This window comes from Pelomonas margarita (assembly GCF_043555875.1).
Classification (GTDB): Bacteria; Pseudomonadota; Gammaproteobacteria; order Burkholderiales; family Burkholderiaceae_C; genus Pelomonas; species Pelomonas margarita.
This window is the reverse complement of the sequence record NZ_JBIGHW010000001.1, coordinates 420,194-436,149: the sequence shown is the minus strand read 5'-3', so window position 1 is coordinate 436,149 and position 15,956 is coordinate 420,194. Positions and strand designations below refer to the sequence as shown.

Annotated in this window: 14 protein-coding genes; 11 read left to right on the top strand and 3 right to left on the bottom strand. The window is 69.2% G+C overall.

Annotation, left to right across the window (positions count from 1 at the left end):
* The first annotated feature begins 103 nt into the window (after positions 1-103).
* From ACG0Z3_RS02005 to ACG0Z3_RS01980, 6 genes are all read left to right on the top strand, one after another.
* A complete protein-coding gene (locus ACG0Z3_RS02005) occupies positions 104-1,753 on the top strand; it encodes a CTP synthase (RefSeq protein WP_394394815.1) in 1,650 nt (549 codons plus the stop codon).
* Complete coding sequence (kdsA, locus tag ACG0Z3_RS02000; RefSeq protein WP_394394813.1) at positions 1,753-2,610, top strand: 3-deoxy-8-phosphooctulonate synthase; 858 nt, start codon at positions 1,753-1,755, stop codon at positions 2,608-2,610. The genes ACG0Z3_RS02005 and kdsA overlap by 1 nt, the downstream gene beginning before the upstream one ends.
* A gap of 172 nt (positions 2,611-2,782) precedes the next feature.
* On the top strand, positions 2,783-4,069 hold the full coding sequence (gene eno, locus ACG0Z3_RS01995; protein ID WP_394394812.1) for a phosphopyruvate hydratase: 1,287 nt from the start codon (positions 2,783-2,785) through the stop codon (positions 4,067-4,069).
* A 145-nt stretch (positions 4,070-4,214) separates the two neighbouring features.
* Complete coding sequence (locus ACG0Z3_RS01990) at positions 4,215-4,523, top strand: septum formation initiator family protein (protein ID WP_394394811.1); 309 nt, start codon at positions 4,215-4,217, stop codon at positions 4,521-4,523.
* A complete protein-coding gene (gene pnuC, locus ACG0Z3_RS01985) occupies positions 4,523-5,134 on the top strand; it encodes a nicotinamide riboside transporter PnuC (RefSeq protein ID WP_394394810.1) in 612 nt (203 codons plus the stop codon). The genes ACG0Z3_RS01990 and pnuC overlap by 1 nt, the downstream gene beginning before the upstream one ends.
* Positions 5,131-5,643: an AAA family ATPase gene (locus ACG0Z3_RS01980; RefSeq protein WP_394394809.1), complete on the top strand. Its 513-nt coding sequence runs from the start codon at positions 5,131-5,133 to the stop codon at positions 5,641-5,643. Before pnuC ends, ACG0Z3_RS01980 begins: the two co-directional genes overlap by 4 nt.
* On the opposite strand, the gene ACG0Z3_RS01975 is transcribed toward ACG0Z3_RS01980, so the two are convergent.
* The 3 genes from ACG0Z3_RS01975 to ACG0Z3_RS01965 form a co-directional block, all read right to left on the bottom strand.
* Positions 5,622-9,080: a hypothetical protein gene (locus tag ACG0Z3_RS01975; RefSeq protein ID WP_394394808.1), complete on the bottom strand. Its 3,459-nt coding sequence runs from the start codon at positions 9,078-9,080 to the stop codon at positions 5,622-5,624. The genes ACG0Z3_RS01980 and ACG0Z3_RS01975 overlap by 22 nt on opposite strands.
* Before the next feature lie 121 nt (positions 9,081-9,201).
* Positions 9,202-10,158 carry an Hsp33 family molecular chaperone HslO gene (gene hslO, locus ACG0Z3_RS01970; RefSeq protein WP_394394807.1) on the bottom strand — a complete coding sequence of 319 codons (957 nt, stop codon included), beginning with the start codon at positions 10,156-10,158 and terminating at the stop codon, positions 9,202-9,204.
* Complete coding sequence (locus ACG0Z3_RS01965; RefSeq protein ID WP_394394806.1) at positions 10,155-10,679, bottom strand: gamma carbonic anhydrase family protein; 525 nt, start codon at positions 10,677-10,679, stop codon at positions 10,155-10,157. Before ACG0Z3_RS01965 ends, hslO begins: the two co-directional genes overlap by 4 nt.
* Positions 10,680-10,720: 41 nt before the next feature.
* Between ACG0Z3_RS01965 and ACG0Z3_RS01960 the strand changes: the two genes are divergently transcribed.
* The 5 genes from ACG0Z3_RS01960 to ACG0Z3_RS01940 all read left to right on the top strand — a co-directional run bounded on the left by ACG0Z3_RS01960 (position 10,721) and on the right by ACG0Z3_RS01940 (position 15,928).
* The gene (locus ACG0Z3_RS01960) at positions 10,721-11,503 is read left to right on the top strand and encodes a ferritin-like domain-containing protein (RefSeq protein ID WP_394394805.1); all 783 of its coding nucleotides are present in this window, start codon (positions 10,721-10,723) and stop codon (positions 11,501-11,503) included.
* Positions 11,500-12,417, top strand: a complete 918-nt coding sequence (locus ACG0Z3_RS01955; protein WP_394394803.1) for a DMT family transporter — start codon at positions 11,500-11,502, stop codon at positions 12,415-12,417. Before ACG0Z3_RS01960 ends, ACG0Z3_RS01955 begins: the two co-directional genes overlap by 4 nt.
* Positions 12,418-12,473: 56 nt before the next feature.
* Entirely contained in the window at positions 12,474-13,790 is a 1,317-nt protein-coding gene (gene aptA, locus ACG0Z3_RS01950; protein WP_394394802.1) for an omega-aminotransferase AptA, read from the top strand.
* A gap of 72 nt (positions 13,791-13,862) precedes the next feature.
* Complete coding sequence (locus ACG0Z3_RS01945; protein ID WP_394394801.1) at positions 13,863-15,032, top strand: esterase-like activity of phytase family protein; 1,170 nt, start codon at positions 13,863-13,865, stop codon at positions 15,030-15,032.
* The gene (locus ACG0Z3_RS01940) at positions 15,032-15,928 is read left to right on the top strand and encodes a DMT family transporter (protein ID WP_394394800.1); all 897 of its coding nucleotides are present in this window, start codon (positions 15,032-15,034) and stop codon (positions 15,926-15,928) included. The genes ACG0Z3_RS01945 and ACG0Z3_RS01940 overlap by 1 nt, the downstream gene beginning before the upstream one ends.
* Positions 15,929-15,956 lie beyond the last annotated feature (28 nt).

The following is a 15,956-nucleotide window of genomic DNA, read 5'->3' as shown; positions in this document are numbered from 1 at the left end:
TGGAACTGCTGGCCTCGCCAGCCCGGTGACGACGAGGCCGCATCGGCCTCTCGTACAATCGCAATTTCCCACCACAGCAGGCTGTTCTGGCCTGCTGCAAGACATGACCAAATACGTCTTCGTCACCGGCGGTGTGGTGTCCTCCTTGGGCAAGGGCATCGCGTCGGCTTCTCTGGCTGCCATCCTCGAATCGCGCGGCCTCAAAGTCACCCTGATCAAGCTGGACCCGTACATCAACGTGGACCCCGGCACGATGTCGCCGTTCCAGCACGGCGAGGTCTTCGTCACCGATGACGGCGCCGAGACCGATCTGGACCTGGGCCACTACGAGCGCTTCATCACGACGCGCATGAAGAAGGCCAACAACTTCACCACCGGCCAGATCTACATGTCGGTGCTGGAGAAGGAACGCCGCGGCGACTACCTCGGCAAGACCGTGCAGGTCATCCCGCACATCACCGGCGAGATGCAGGAGTTCATCAAGCGCGGCGCAGGTCACGGCACGCCCGACGCGGTGGACGTGGCCATCGTCGAGATCGGCGGCACGGTGGGTGACATCGAGTCCCTGCCCTTCCTCGAAGCCGCGCGCCAGATGAGCCTGAAGATGGGCCCGACCAACGTCGCCTTCGTGCACCTGACCTATGTGCCGTGGATCGCCGCCGCCGGCGAGTTGAAGACCAAGCCCACGCAGCACACCGTGCAGAAGCTGCGCGAGATCGGCATCCAGCCCGACGCGCTGCTGTGCCGCGCCGACCGCCGCATTCCCGACGACGAGCGCGAGAAGATCTCGCTGTTCACGAACGTGCCCGAGTACGGCGTGATCTCGATGTGGGACGTGAACACCATCTACAAGGTGCCACGCGTGCTGCACGAGCAGGGCCTGGACCAGCTGATCTGCACCAAGCTGCAGCTCAACACCAAGGCCGCCGACCTGAAGCGCTGGGACAACCTCGTGTTCGAGGTCGAGAACCCCAAGACGCAGGTCACCATCGCGATGTGCGGCAAGTACACGGACCTGTCGGACTCGTACAAGTCGCTCAACGAGGCGCTGCGCCACGCCGGCATCCACAACCACGCCGGCGTGAAGATCGAGTACGTGGACAGCGAGACGCTGACGCCCGAGACGGTCGCCAGCCTGGGCCAGTACGACGCCATCCTGGTGCCCGGCGGCTTCGGCAAGCGTGGTGTGGAAGGCAAGATCCTGGCCGCCCAGTACGCTCGCGAGCACAAGATGCCCTACCTGGGCATCTGCCTGGGCATGCAGGTCGCCACCATCGAGTACGCCCGCCACATGGCAGGCCTGGAAGGCGCCAACTCCACCGAATTCGAGCCGGAGACGCCCCACCCCGTCATCGCGCTGATCGACGAGTGGCAGGACGCCGACGGCAGCATCCAGAAGCGTGACGCGAACAGCGACCTCGGCGGCACCATGCGCCTGGGCGCGCAGAGCTCCGATGTGAAGGCCGGCACGCTGGCGCACGACATCTACGGTCCGGTAGTCACCGAGCGGCACCGCCACCGCTACGAGGCCAACGAGCACTACCTCGACCGCCTGCAGGAGGCCGGCCTCGTCATCTCGGCCATCACGCAGCGCGAGAAGCTGACCGAGATGGTGGAGCTGCCACGCACCGTGCACCCCTGGTATGTGGGCGTGCAGTTCCACCCTGAATTCAAGTCCACGCCCTGGGGCGGCCACCCGCTGTTCGCGGCCTTCATCAAGGCCGCGCTGGACCACAAGCAAAAGGCATCCTGATGGAACTCTGCGGCTACCAAGTCGGCCTCGACCGCCCCTTCTTCCTGATCGCGGGCACCTGCTCGATCGAAGGCCTGCAGATCACGCTGGACGTCGCCGGCCGACTGAAGGAAGCCTGCGATGCGCTGGGCATTCCGCTGATCTACAAGGGATCGTTCGACAAGGCCAACCGCTCGTCGGGCACGTCCAAGCGCGGCGTCGGCATGGACGCCGGCCTGAAGATCCTGGACGAAGTGCGCCGCCAGACCGGCCTGCCCATCCTGACCGACGTGCATGACGCCTCCCAGGTGGCGGATGTCGCCGCAGTCGTCGACGTGCTGCAGACGCCCGCCTTCCTGTGCCGCCAGACCGACTTCATCCGCGCCGTGGCGCAGAGCGGCAAGCCGGTCAACATCAAGAAGGGCCAGTTCCTTGCGCCCTGGGACATGAAGAACGTCATCGACAAGGCACGCGCCGCCGCGGCGGAGGTGGGCCTGTCGGAAGACCGCTTCCTGGCCTGCGAACGCGGCGTCAGCTTCGGCTACAACAACCTCGTCGCCGACATGACCAGCCTGGCCGAGATGCGCAATTCCGGCGCACCGGTGGTGTTCGACGTGACCCACTCGGTGCAGAAGCCTGGCGGCCTGGGCGGCAGCAGCGGCGGTGCGCGCGAGATGGTGCCGGTGCTGGCCCGTGCTGGCGTGGGCGTGGGCGTGGCGGGACTCTTCATGGAGACCCATCCCAACCCGGCCGAAGCCTTCAGTGACGGCCCGAACGCCGTGCCGCTGAAGCACATGCGCACGCTGCTGGAGCAGTTGGTCGCGCTGGATCGCGTGGTCAAGCAGCAGCCGCTTCTGGAAAACGACTTCTCCTGCTAAGGAGAATCGTTTCGACGAACTGGCATGCATTGACACTTGCCTTCGTCAGAATGATTTCTCTTGCTGATGCGAAGCCGCCGCAGCACCCGTACCCGCCTGATGTTGTGACGCGGTAACGGCTGCTTGGCACACTGTCGCCGCCCCGTTTTTTTACTTTCCTGGAGACCCAAGAATGAGCGCCATCGTTGACATCGTCGGCCGAGAAATCCTCGACAGCCGCGGCAACCCCACCGTCGAATGCGACGTGCTGCTGGAGTCCGGCGTCATGGGCCGTGCGGCCGTGCCGTCGGGCGCGTCCACCGGTTCGCGCGAGGCCATCGAGCTGCGTGACGGCGACAAGAGCCGCTACCTGGGCAAGGGCGTGCTGAAGGCCGTCGAGCACATCAACACCGAGATCAGCGAAGCCGTGCTGGGCCTGGACGCCGCCGAGCAGGCCTTCCTGGACAAGACGCTGATCGACCTGGACGGCACCGAGAACAAGAGCCGCCTGGGCGCCAACGCGATGCTGGCCGTCTCGATGGCCGTGGCCCGCGCCGCTGCGGAAGAGTCCGGCCTGCCGCTGTACCGCTACTTCGGCGGCATGAACGGCAACCAGCTGCCCGTGCCGATGATGAACGTCATCAACGGCGGTGCGCACGCCAACAACAGCCTGGACCTGCAAGAGCTGATGATCATCCCCGTGGGCGCGCCGAGCTTCCGCGAAGCGCTGCGCTGGGGTGCCGAGGTCTTCCACGCGCTGAAGAAGATCCTGCACGACAAGGGCATCTCCACCGCGGTGGGTGACGAAGGCGGCTTCGCGCCCAGCGTTGAAAGCCACGAAGCAGCCATCCAGCTGATCCTGGACGCCATCGCCAAGGCCGGCTACACCGCTGGCGAGCAGATCGCTATCGGCCTGGACTGCGCCGCCAGCGAGTTCTACAAGGACGGCAAGTACGTGCTCGAAGGCGAAGGCGGCATCCAGCTGACCTCGCAGCAGTGGACAGACATGCTGGCCACCTGGGTCGACAAGTACCCCATCATCTCCATCGAAGACGGCATGGCCGAAGGCGACTGGGATGGCTGGAAGATCCTGACCGAGCGCCTGGGCAAGAACGTGCAGATCGTCGGCGACGACCTGTTCGTCACCAACACCAAGATCCTGAAGGAAGGCATCGACAAGGGCATCGCCAACTCGATCCTCATCAAGATCAACCAGATCGGCACGCTGACCGAGACCTTCGCCGCCATCGAGATGGCCAAGCGCGCCGGCTACACGGCCGTCATCTCGCACCGCTCGGGCGAGACCGAGGACAGCACCATCTCCGACATCGCCGTCGGCCTGAACGCCGGCCAGATCAAGACGGGTTCGCTGTCGCGCTCGGACCGCATGGCCAAGTACAACCAGCTGCTGCGCATCGAGGAAGACCTGGGCGACGTTGCCGTCTACCCCGGACGTGCCGCGTTCTACAACCTGAAGTGAACCTGTCGGAAGCCCTCGTCATGCAGGCCGAGCGCCGGGCTGCGCCCAAGCCGACCCGCGCTGGCGATGTGCTCGTGGCTGAACGCTGCGAGCCTCGCCATCCCCTCGCGGGACCGGCCAAGGTCGTTCTTGGACGAGGGGCTCCATGAAAGTGCTCGCCCTGGTCCTGGCGATCTTCCTGATCGCCATCCAAGCCCAGCTCTGGGTGGGCCGGGGCAGCATTCCCTACGTCGCCCACCTCCGGGAGGAGGTGGCGGCCGCGCGCGCCGACAACGACAAGGCGCGCGCGCGCAATGACCAGTTGCAGGCCGAGCTGCGCGATCTGCGCGAAGGCCTGGAGATGGTCGAAGAAAAGGCCCGCTTCGAGCTGGGCATGATCAAAGCGGACGAAGTCTTCGTGCCGCTGAGCCCGGCGCGTGGCGCGTCTGTGGCGCCCGCCGTCTCCACGCGCTGATGCTCGCCGAGCTCTGGGCCGCGCTGCTCGCGCCGGCCTTCACCGCCTTTGGCAGCCCGGCGTCCTGGCTGGAGCTGCTGGCTTTCGTGCTGGCGGTGTGGATGGTGCTCTGCAACATGCGCGTGCGATTGCTCGCCTGGCCGCTGGCCTTCGTCAGTTCGCTGCTGTACTTCGCGCTGTTCTGGGACGGCAAGCTCTACGGCGAGGCCGCGCTGCAGCTGGTGTTCGCAGCGCTGGCCGTGTGGGGCCTGTGGCAGTGGCGCTTCGGGCGCACGCGCGACGGCGAGGTACTGACCGTGCGGCGGCTGGGCCTGCGAGGCCTGCTGAAGCCCGCGCTATTGACGCTTGCCGCTTGGCCGCTGCTGGGCCTGTTCCTGGACCACGCCACCGACAGCCCCCTGCCCTACTGGGACGCCTTCCCCACGGTGGCCAGTCTGCTGGGCCAATGGCTGTTGGCGCGCAAGTACATCGAGAACTGGCCCGTGTGGATCGTCGTCAACGCAGCCAGCGTCGTGCTGTTTGGCCTGAAGGGCTACTGGCTCACCGTCGTGCTGTATGCCGGCTTCATCCCGATGAGCATGATGGGCTGGCGCGCCTGGAGGCGCGCATGATCGTCGCGCTGCTGGGTGCCGAGTGCACCGGCAAGTCCACACTGGCCGAGGCATTGGCCGCGCGCTTTGGCGCTGGCCTCGTCAGCGAGTACCTGCGCGAGTGGTGCGACACCCACGGCCGCACACCACAGCGGCACGAACAGGCGCACATCGCCGCGGAACAAGCCAGCCGGATTGAGTCAGCCCTGAGCGCTCATGACCTGGTGATCTGCGACACCACGCCGCTGCTGGTGGCTGTCTGCAGCCAGCACTACTTCGGCGACGACACGCTGCTCGACGACGCGCTCGCTTATCAGCGCCACGTCGGGCTGACCCTGCTGTGCGCGCCAGACTTGCCATGGCAAGCCGATGGTTTCATGCGTGATGGCCCCGAAGTGCGCGCGGCCATCGATGCCCGCCTGCGCACCACGATGTCGGCGCACGGCGTGCACTGGAGGGACATCTCAGGCAGCGACGACGAACGCCTGGCCGCCGCCGTCGCCGCCCTTCAACGCGCCAGCAGCAGGTAGTCGAACAACTGCGTGCCGCCCGCGCCGCCCAGCGGCACGAGCATGGCCTTGAGCAGCGGCTGCTCGAAGAACGGCGCGAACGCGCCGCGCTGCTCGCTCTCCACCTGCGTGATCAGCCGCTTGAACGGCTCCACCAGCCCGCTCAGCGGCGCCCCGCTGCCGGCCAGCCAGCGCAGGTCGGCCTGCATGGCCGCCAGTGCCTGGCGACGGCGCGTCTCGGCGGCCTGCTTGAGCAGCACCGTCAGGCCCACGAGTACGGCCACATAGAAGCTCACGCCCACGGCGATGGCCGGCGTCAGTGCCCAGTTGTCGAACAGCCGGCTGCGCGCTACCACCAGCAAGGCCAGCACGATGAAGGGCCCGATGACCAGCCGCGCGATCGGGGCGCTGAGCCGGGCCACGACCTGAACGTCCATCCAGTCGTCCAGCAGCGTGTGCATGGGGAAGCCCGTGCCGTCGCCTTGGCGGTCCTGAGGCCGGGCATTGAAGCGCTGCGCCCACAGCTGCCGGTGTTCCTCGCCGAGGGCGCCGGCGAACTGCGCCACCGTCTCTGGCGGGTAGAAGCTGCGCCCGGCGTTCAGGTGCTGCACGAAGCGCGTCAGCAGCACGGTGGCGTCCGCCACCGCCACGATCAGCAGCGGCAACAGCAGCAGCGCGGCATACAGCGTGAGGCTCACCAGGCTGCGGTGCGCTTGGCCGCGCACAGGCACCTCGGGGATGCGCCCCTCGTTCAGCCCAAAGAACAGCAGGCCCATGACTGCCAGCGTAAGCACATACCAGCCCAGCGTGCGCACGAGGCGCGGCCGTGCCTCGGCGCGCTCGCCGTACTCCACCCACAGCTGCCGCACATCGCAGCTGTGTCCCACGCCTGCCGGCCACCGCAGCACGCTGGCATGGCGCCGCCAGCCCTTCAGGAGGCTCGCCAAGCTGTCCTGGCGCTGCGGCTGCGGAAGGCGCAGCCAGCCGGCGTCCGCCTGCAGCTGCTGCTGCGTCAGCGCCCAGGCCCAGTCCAGCGTCCACAGCAGCACGCACAGCGCCAGCAGGTGAATGAGGTGCGACGGCCAGGCACTCACGCCCTCCAGCCAGACCGTGGGTTCGCAATCGGCACAGCTGCCGCCCACCCAGCGGCTGGTGGCGGGCCAGGCCTGCGCCGCCCACAACGCTACCAGCGCGGCCAACGCCAGCAGCAACCCGGCCGCCAGGCGCGGCCGCGCGCTGGCGCGCCATGCCACCAGCCCCACCAGCAGCGCGCCACCACCGGCCAGCAGGCCCATCAGCCGTGCATGGTCGAAGTCCAGCCGCCCGGGCAGCACGAACTCGGACAGGCTGGCCACGGTGCAGAACAGCAGCACCGCATGCAGCACGACGAAGGCCATTGCCGTGGCGCCCATGGGCTGCGACGTCGCGCCGCCGGGCAGCAAGGCCTGCCGCGCCTGGCGCATGGCCGGCGTGGAGGGCCAAACGAGCAACATGCCGCCGATCAGCCCTGCCAACACCAGCGCCACCAGCACCCGCCCAAGCGGCCGCTGCGCCGTGCTGGCCTCAAGCGCGTAGCCGGCCAGCGGCACCATCTGCGAGCGCCCGATTTCGTAGACGGACGTGCGGCGCAGCACCGCGTCCAGCGCCTGCGCCTCCGCCGCTTTGCAGGCCGCGCTGCGGCAACCGGCGCGCCGGGCGGCGGCGTAGGTGCTGGTCTGGTAGATGTCGCGCAGCGGGGGCGTGCCGGCCTGAAGGTCCAGGCCCCCGGCGGCTGCGGGCGCGTGAAAGGCCAGTGGCAGGCTGCTGGCCACCACCAGGTTGCGCGTGAAGGACTGCGTGCGCGGATGCAGGTAGCGAGCATCCATGTCGGTCGTGAAGAACACGCGGTCGGAGAAGGTCTCGTGCAGCGCCTGGAGCACCAGCAACTTGTCGTGCACATCGCTGGCGAAGATGCCGACCGCGCCGATAGGCAGGCGGCCTTCCTCACGCTCGCTGGCCCGCAGCGACTGGCCCAGCCGGCGCAGGTAGTCCAGCTGGTCGCGGCTCTCCGGCCACTCCAGGGTGGGCGTCTTGGCGGCGGGGGCGGCAGCGCTGCCGTCGCGCGTGGTCACGCCGTCCAGGCCCCGGAAGAAATAGACCACCCGCAAGCTCTCGCGCAACTCGTCGGACAGGCACTCCCGCAGTTGCCCCACCAGAGCCTGCGCGTAGATGGAATCGCGCTCCGCCACGACGACGATGCGCCGCTTCTGCTGCAGCCGCAGCCGCAGTTCGGCCACCAGGCCTTCTAGCAGCGCGGCGTCGTTGCCGACCGTGCGCACCATGCGCACCGGAGGCGGCTGGCCCTGCGCACGGGTCAGGCGGCTGAAGTGCTGCGTGAGGAAGGCGTCCAGCCCGTCATCCAGCCGCGTCACATCGCGCTGGTAGGGCTGCAACTCCATCAACGTGCGCTCCGGCGCGGTGGACGAGGGGTTGTAGAACTCGGCCCGCGCCAGCAGCTGATACCCGGCCAGCACATCGGCCGCCAGCCCACGGCCGACCTCCTCGCCACGGCGCGCGCAGCGCACCGCATCCTGCCGCGCCGGCCCGTCGCCCTGGGCGATGCCGGCCGTGTTGTCCAGATCGGCCGCGCAACGCAGGTCGCGCAGCGCAGTGCGCAGGGCGTCGGTGGACGACGGGCCGATGACGGCCAGCCGCGGCAGCGTGTCCTGCGCGTTGGCAAAGCGCAGCGCAGCGCGCTGCAGGGCCTGCGCCCCCATCAGCTGCTCGGTCAGCCGGGCCACGGCGTCCAGCTTGCGCAGCGGCAGCGCCGTCTCGTCCACCCACAGCAACGCGATCTGCGCATAGCGCGAGGGCGGGTTGTCGGTGTCCTCGCGGCGCAGCGACAACAGCTCGTAGGGCACCAGATAGCCCGGCCCCGCCGCCTCGGGCCGTCCCCCGCGCGCGTCCAGCAGCCGGAACTCCAGCAGGCTCAGCCGCTCGGCGTTGTCCGGCACGTAGTCCTGCGCCAGCAGGCCGGCCAGCGTCGCGTAGCGAATGCGCCGCCGCGCCTCCTCGGCGCCGACGAAATCGGCGCCCGGCATCAGCGCCAGCACGACGAGCGTGTCGTCGATCCGGCGGTTCTGGTCGGCGTCCAGACGGGCCAGCAGCTGCTGCGGGTCGCGCAACTGGGGCGTCTGCCGCCCGCAATCGCCGCCCCCCTCCTGTCCGGCCTTGCGCTGGCGCTCACAGCGCTCGGCGCGTTCCAGCTCGTGGCGGCGCAGCGCGGCGAACGGGTCTTCCCACAGCCGCGCGTTGATCTCCAGCACCTCGTCCAGCGGCGCCTGCGCGCGCGCCTTCTCGGCGGGACGCAGGGCCTCGAAGGCCTGCGGCACCAGCTGCGTGCTCGCGACGAAGGCCACCAGCACGGCGACACTGGCCCAGGGAAAGCTGCCCAATACGCCGCCCTTCGCGTCCGCCATCCGCCGCCCCTCGCCCGCTCAAGACATGGCGGGCCACAGCGCGACCGTCTCAGCTGGGCCGGGCGGCGTCAATCACTAGCCGCGGGTTCATCCACAGGAGTGCCTACTCCCGCGCGGCGCGCTACTGCAGCGTGGACGACGCGCCTGCCGCTGGGCCCTGCTCGGTGAACAACGCGCCCACGTCCACTGCGTCGAAGCGGTAGTGGCGGCCGCAGAAATCGCAGCCGATCTCCACATCGCCGCGCTCGGCCAGAACGCTGTCCACCTCCTCGCGGCCCAGGCCGCGCAGCATCTGCGAGACGCGCTCGCGCGAGCAGGTGCAGGCAAAGCGCGGCGCCTGGGGTTCGAAGCGAGTCACCGTCTCCTCCCAGAACAGGCGGCGCAGGATGGTGTCGGCGTCCAGCGTCAGCAACTCCTCCGAGGTGAGCGTGCCGGCCAGGATGCTGATGCGGTTGAACGCATCCGACAGGCCGATGTCGTCCTCGTTCTTGCGGCCCTCCAGGTTGCCCTCGCCCTCCACCGGCAAGCGCTGGATCAGCAGGCCGGCGGCGATGTCACCGTTGGCCGCCAGCACCAGCCTGGTGTCCAGCTGTTCGGACTGCAGCATGTAGTGCTCCAGCACCTCGCTGACCTTTTGCAGCGGCTCGCGCTGGTCGCCATGCAGCGGCACCACACCCTGGTAGGGCTGCTGGCCGGGCAGCCGGTCCTTCGGGTCCAGCGTGATGGCGCAGCGACCCTGGCCGTTGACGTTCACCATGCCCTCCAGCGTCGCGCCGGGTTCCACGGTGCCCACGCACTTGGCCGTGGTGCGGAAGGCCAGGTCGGGCTGCACCTCGGCCACGGCCAGCTTGACCGGGCCGTCGCCGAAGATCTGCAGCACCACGGCGCCGTTGAACTTGATGTTGGCCTGCATCAGCACAGCCGCAGCGCTCATCTGGCCCAGCAGGTCGCGCAACTCGGGCGGGTAGTCCTGGCCGGGCTCGCGCCGCGCCAGCACCTCGCGCCAGGCGTCGGTCAGGCGCACCAGCATGCCGCGCACCGGCAGGCCGTCGAACAGGAATTTGTGGAGTTCACTCATCGGATTCTTTTCAGGCCGGCACCGTAGCGGCGGCCGTTGTTGACGTAATGGGCGGCACTGGCCTTGAGCCCGGCAATCTGCGCCTCGGTCAGCTCGCGCACCGCCTTGGCGGGCGCGCCGACGATCAACGAGCCGTCGGGAAACTCCTTGCCCTCGGTCACCAGCGCGCCGGCACCGACGATGCAGTGACGGCCGATGCGGGCGCCGTTCAGCACCACGGCGCCGATGCCGATCAGGCTCTCGTCGCCCACCGTGCAGCCATGCAGCATGACCTGGTGGCCCACCGTCACACGCTCGCCGATCACCAGCGGGAAGCCGGTGTCGGCATGCAGCACCGAGCCGTCCTGGATGTTGCTGCCGGCGCCGATGCTGAGCGCCTCGGTGTCGCCGCGCAGCACGGCGTTGAACCACACGCTCACGTCCTCGCCCAGCGTCACGCGGCCGATGACCTCAGCGCTGTCGGCCACGAAGGCCGTGTCGGCCACGTCGGGGATGTGCTCGTCGAGCTGGTAGATCGCCATCGCGGGCCTCCCATCAAAAGACGGATTCTAAAATTGCCGCGATGTCCGACCTCCGCCTGGCCACGCTCGGCCCCCTGCTCACCGCCGATGCGCCCGCCAAGGCTGCCGCCACGCTGGCGCTGTCCACCGACCTGCCGGTGGACACCGAAGCCGTCATCCCGGCGCCTCACGGCGTTCCCGGCCGACCGGCCCGGCCGCAACTGGTCGAGCACATCCGTCTCAAGCCACCGTCCATGCGCACGCCCGCCGGCATCGCCGCGCTGGTGCACAGCATCGCCCACATCGAGCTCAATGCCATCGACCTGGCGCTGGACATCTGCTGGCGCTTTCCCGGCATGCCCGAGGCCTTCTACCGCGACTGGCTGCGCATCGCACAGGAGGAGGCCACGCACTTCACGCTGCTGCGCAACCACCTGCTGAAGCTGGGCTTCGACTACGGCGACTTCGACGCCCACAACGCGCTGTGGGACATGGCCGAGCGAACGAAACACGACCTGCTGGCCCGCATCGCGCTGGTGCCGCGCACGCTGGAGGCCCGCGGCCTGGACGCCTCTCCCGGCGTGCGCGCCAAGCTCATTGGCGCGGGCGACCACGCCGCCGGCGCCATCCTGGACATCATCCTGCGCGACGAGATCGGCCACGTGGCCGCGGGCAACCGCTGGTACCGTTTCCTGTGCGAGCAGCACGGACTGGACCCCATCGCCACCTACGCCGAGCTGGCCACGCGCCACCAGGCCCCCCGGCTGCGCGCGCCCTTCAACCTGGAGGCGCGCCGCGCCGCCGGCTTCGACGACGCGGAACTCGCCGCGCTGACCGCCCCATGAGCCGCATCCAGGCCAACCTGCTCCTCACCCTGGTCGCGCTGATCTGGGGCTCGGCCTTCGTCGCACAGAACCAGGCCATGGCCCACATGGGCCCGTTGCTGTTCACCGGCGTGCGCTTCCTGGTGGGCTCGCTGGTCGTGCTGCCGCTGGCCGTCATGGAATGGCGCCGTCTGGGCCGCGCCGGCCAGCCGCTGTCGCGCGGCGACGGCGGGCACATCGCGGTGCTGGGCGGCCTGATGACGCTGGGCGCCGTCATGCAGCAGGTGGGCATCCAGTTCACCAGCGTCACCAACGCCGGCTTCCTGACCGCGCTGTATGTGCCGCTGGTGCCGGTGCTGGGCTGGCTGCTGCTGCGCCAGGGGGCGCACTGGTCGGTGTGGCCGGCCGCGTTCGGCTGCCTGGCAGGCGCCTTCCTGCTGTCGGGCGCGCACACGCTGAGCATCGGCCTGGGAGACCTGTGGGTGATCGGGTCCGCCATCCCATGGGCCGTGCATGTGCTGATGGTGGGCCGATGGGCGGACCGCATGGGCGCCCCCTTCCTCGTGGCCTGCGGGCAGTTCGCCGTCTGCGGCCTGCTGTCGCTGGGCGCGGCGGCCGTGATGGAGCCGCTGCGCTGGGACGGCGTGCTGGCCGCCACCGGGCCCATCCTGTACACGGGCGTGCTGTCGGTAGGCGTGGCCTTCACCGCACAGGTCGTCGCGCAGCGCTACGCCCATGCGGCCGACGCCGCCATCATCCTGTCGTCCGAAACGCTGTTCGCCGCCGCCTTCGGCTACCTGCTGCTGGGAGAGCGCCTGGCCGCCGCCGGCCTGCTGGGCTGCGCCCTGATGCTGGCCTGCATCGTGCTGGTGCAACTGCTGCCGCTGGTGGGAACCCTGAGACGTCGTCAAATTCTGACTGCTCCGTCAAATTAGCTCTTAGACTCGTTCAGCCTTGATCCCGTCCACCCCGCGCTGCACAGGAGCCCCGCATGAGCGCTGACGTTTCCAAGCTGGATGCCTACTGGATGCCGTTCACGGCCAACCGGCAGTTCAAGCAGGCGCCACGCCTGCTGACGCAGGCCGACGGCATGTTCTTCCGCGACGACAAGGGCCGCGAGGTGCTGGACGGCATCGCCGGCCTGTGGTGCGTCAATGCCGGCCACAACAGGCCACGCATCGTGCAGGCCATCCAGCAGCAGGCCGCCGAGCTGGACTTCGCTCCGCCCTTCCAGATGGGCCACCCCAAGGCCTTCGAGCTGGCCGAGCGGCTGGCGGCGTTGACGCCGGCCGGGCTGAACCGCGTTTTCTTCACCAACTCCGGCTCCGAGTCCGTCGAGACGGCGCTGAAGATGGCCATCGCCTACCACCGCGTGCGCGGCGAGGCCAGCCGCACCCGGCTGATCGGCCGCGAGCGCGGCTACCACGGCGTCAACTTCGGCGGCATTTCGGTGGGCGGCATGGTGGCCAACCGCAAGATGTTCGGCAGCCTGCTGGCCGGCGTGGACCACATCCGCCACACGCACGACCCGGCCCGCAACGCGTTCTCGGTCGGCATTCCGCCGCACGGCGCGGAGTTCGCCGACGACCTGGAGCGCCTGGTGCAGCTGCACGACGCGTCCACCATCGCGGCCGTCATCGTCGAGCCGGTGGCCGGCTCCACCGGCGTGCTGATTCCACCGGCCGGCTACCTGCAGCGCCTGCGCGACATCTGCGACAAGCACGGCATCCTGCTGATCTTCGACGAGGTCATCACCGGCTTCGGCCGCACCGGCAACCCCTTCGGCGCGCAGACCTTCGGCGTCACGCCCGACCTGATGACGGTGGCCAAGGGCATCACCAATGGCTGCGTGCCCATGGGCGCGGTCTTCGCGCAGCAGAAGATCCACGACGCCTTCATGACTGGGCCGGAGCACCTGATCGAGTTCTTCCACGGCTACACCTACTCGGCCCACCCGCTGGCCTGCGCGGCCGGCATCGCCACGCTGGACACCTACGCCGACGACAACCTGCTGACCCGCGCCGCGCGGATGCAGGACGAGTTCGCCGCCGCGCTGCACTCGCTGCGCGACGAGCCCAATGTCATCGACGTGCGCAACATCGGCCTGGTTGGTGGCGTCGAGCTCAAACCCCTGGACGGCCAGCCGGCCAAGCGGGCCTTCAACATCTTCCTAGACTGCTGGGAGCAGGGCCTGCTGATCCGCACCACGGGCGACACCATCGCGCTGTCGCCGCCGCTCATCATCGAGAGCAGCCACATCGAACGCATCATCGACACCCTCAGAGGCGCCCTGCGCCGCGCCGCCTGAGCGGGAGGGGCCGGCCACCGAGGCGCCATGCGGCGCCCTTATGCTTCGGCCCGCCCGGAATCCGCCTCTCCCATGTCCCTGCTCCGTCACGCCCTTCCCCTTGCCCTCGCCCTGCTGGGCGCCCTGCCCGCCCAGGCCCAGAAGCTCTCCTACCTCGGCCAACAGATCGTGCCCTCGTCGGCCATGTTCGGCGGCTTGCCACTAGGCGGCCTGTCCAGCATCGACCGCGTGGCCGCCACCGGCCACTACCTGGCCATCAGCGACGACCGCAGCGACCGGGCGCCGGCACGCTTCTACGAGCTGGCGCTGGACCTGGACCAGTTCCGCCGCAGCGCCGACCCCGGCCATGCGGGCGTGCGGTGGATCGCCATGACCACGTTGCAAGACAACAACGGCCAGCCCTTTGCGCGCAACGCGGTCGACCCGGAGAGCCTGCGCCTGGACGCCAGCCGCCAGTTGCTCTACTGGGCCAACGAAGGCCAGCGCAGCAACGCCGGTATGCAGAACCCGACGCTGCGCCGCGCCCATCTGGACGGGCGCCCAGCCGGCGAGTTCGCGGTGCCGGCCTACTTCAACCCGACCGGCAGCGTGGGCGGCCTGGCCGAGGGCGACACGGGCGTGCACAACAACCTCGCCTTCGAGAGTGTGGCCCTCACGCCCGACGGCCGCACGCTGTGGACCATGGGCGAGAACGGCCTCGCACAGGACAGCCTGCCCGCCACCGTGAACCATGGCAGCCGGGCGCGCCTGCTGTCCTTTGACCTGGAGACCGGCAAGCCCGGCGCCGAGTACCTCTACGACGTCGGCCCGGTACCCTTCGCACCGGCCCGCGCCGGGGACTTCGCTACCAACGGCGTGCCGGAGATGCTGGCGCTGTCGGCCACCGAGTTCATCGTCGTCGAGCGCGCCTACGCGGTCGGCGCGCAGACGCCCGGCATCGCAGCGCTGAACGGAAAACCCACCAGCAACACCATCCGGCTCTACCGCGTCGACACCCGCGGCGCCACCGATGTGTCTGGCTGGCCCAGCATCAAGGGCCGCGACGTGGTGCCCGTCAGCCGCACGCTGCTGCTGGACCTGTCCACGCTGACGCACGACGACGGCAGCACGCTGGCGCTGGACAACATCGAGGGCATCACCTTCGGCCCGCTGCACCACGGCAAGCGCACGCTGATCCTGCTGTCGGACAACAACTTCAACCCCGCCCAGTTCACGCAGTTCATCGCTTTGACACTGGACTGATGAACCCGCTGCCCTGGCGCTCCTACCTGCTGCTGGCCACCAGCATGAGCCTGGTTGGCAGCTATGTGGGGCTGTCCAAGCTGCTGGTGGCAGCCTTCCCCATCTTCCTGCTGGCGGGGCTGCGCTTCGGCTTCGCCGCGCTGCTCATGCTGCCCTGGCTGCGCAAGCCGGCCGACGAGGCGCCGCTGGACGCGCGCTCGCGGGGCCTGCTGTTCCTAGAGTCCTTCCTCGGCAACTTCCTGTTCTCCATCTGCATGCTGTTCGGCCTACGGCACAGCTCGGCGGTGGTGGCGGGCGTCATCATGGCGGGCATCCCGGCGGCAGTCGCGCTGCTGAGCCGCGTGTTCCTGCGCGAGCAGCTCAGCCCGCGCACGCTGGCAGGCATCGCCTGCGCGGTAGGCGGCATCGCGCTGGTGGCCACCGACAAGCACGGCGGCGCCGAGACCAGCGCGCTAGGTGCGCTGCTGCTGATCGCCGCCGTGCTGTGCGAGGCCAGCTACGTCGTCATCGGCAAGCAACTCACCGCCGGCTTGAGCGCCAAACGCATCAGCGCGCTGATCAACCTGTGGGGGCTGGTGTTGGTCACGCCGCTGGCGCTCTGGCAGGCGCTGAGCTTTGACTTCGGCGCGCCGCGCCTGCAGGACTGGGGGCTGCTGGGCTACTACTCGGCCACGGCCAGCGTGTTCACGGTCTGGCTGTGGATGGCCGGGCTGCGCGGCCTGCCGGCCGCCAAGGCCGGCGTGTTCACGGTGTTCCTGCCGGTCAGCACGGCGCTCGTGGGGCTGGCGCTGGGCGAGGCGCTGTCGGGCCGGCAGGCGCTGGCCTACGGCCTGGCCTTGCTGGGCGTGCTGCTGGCCACCTGGCCCGCGAAGGCTGAAGGCGCTGCGCCTCGTTAGGATGGCGGGCGTTCCCGGATGCCGCCAC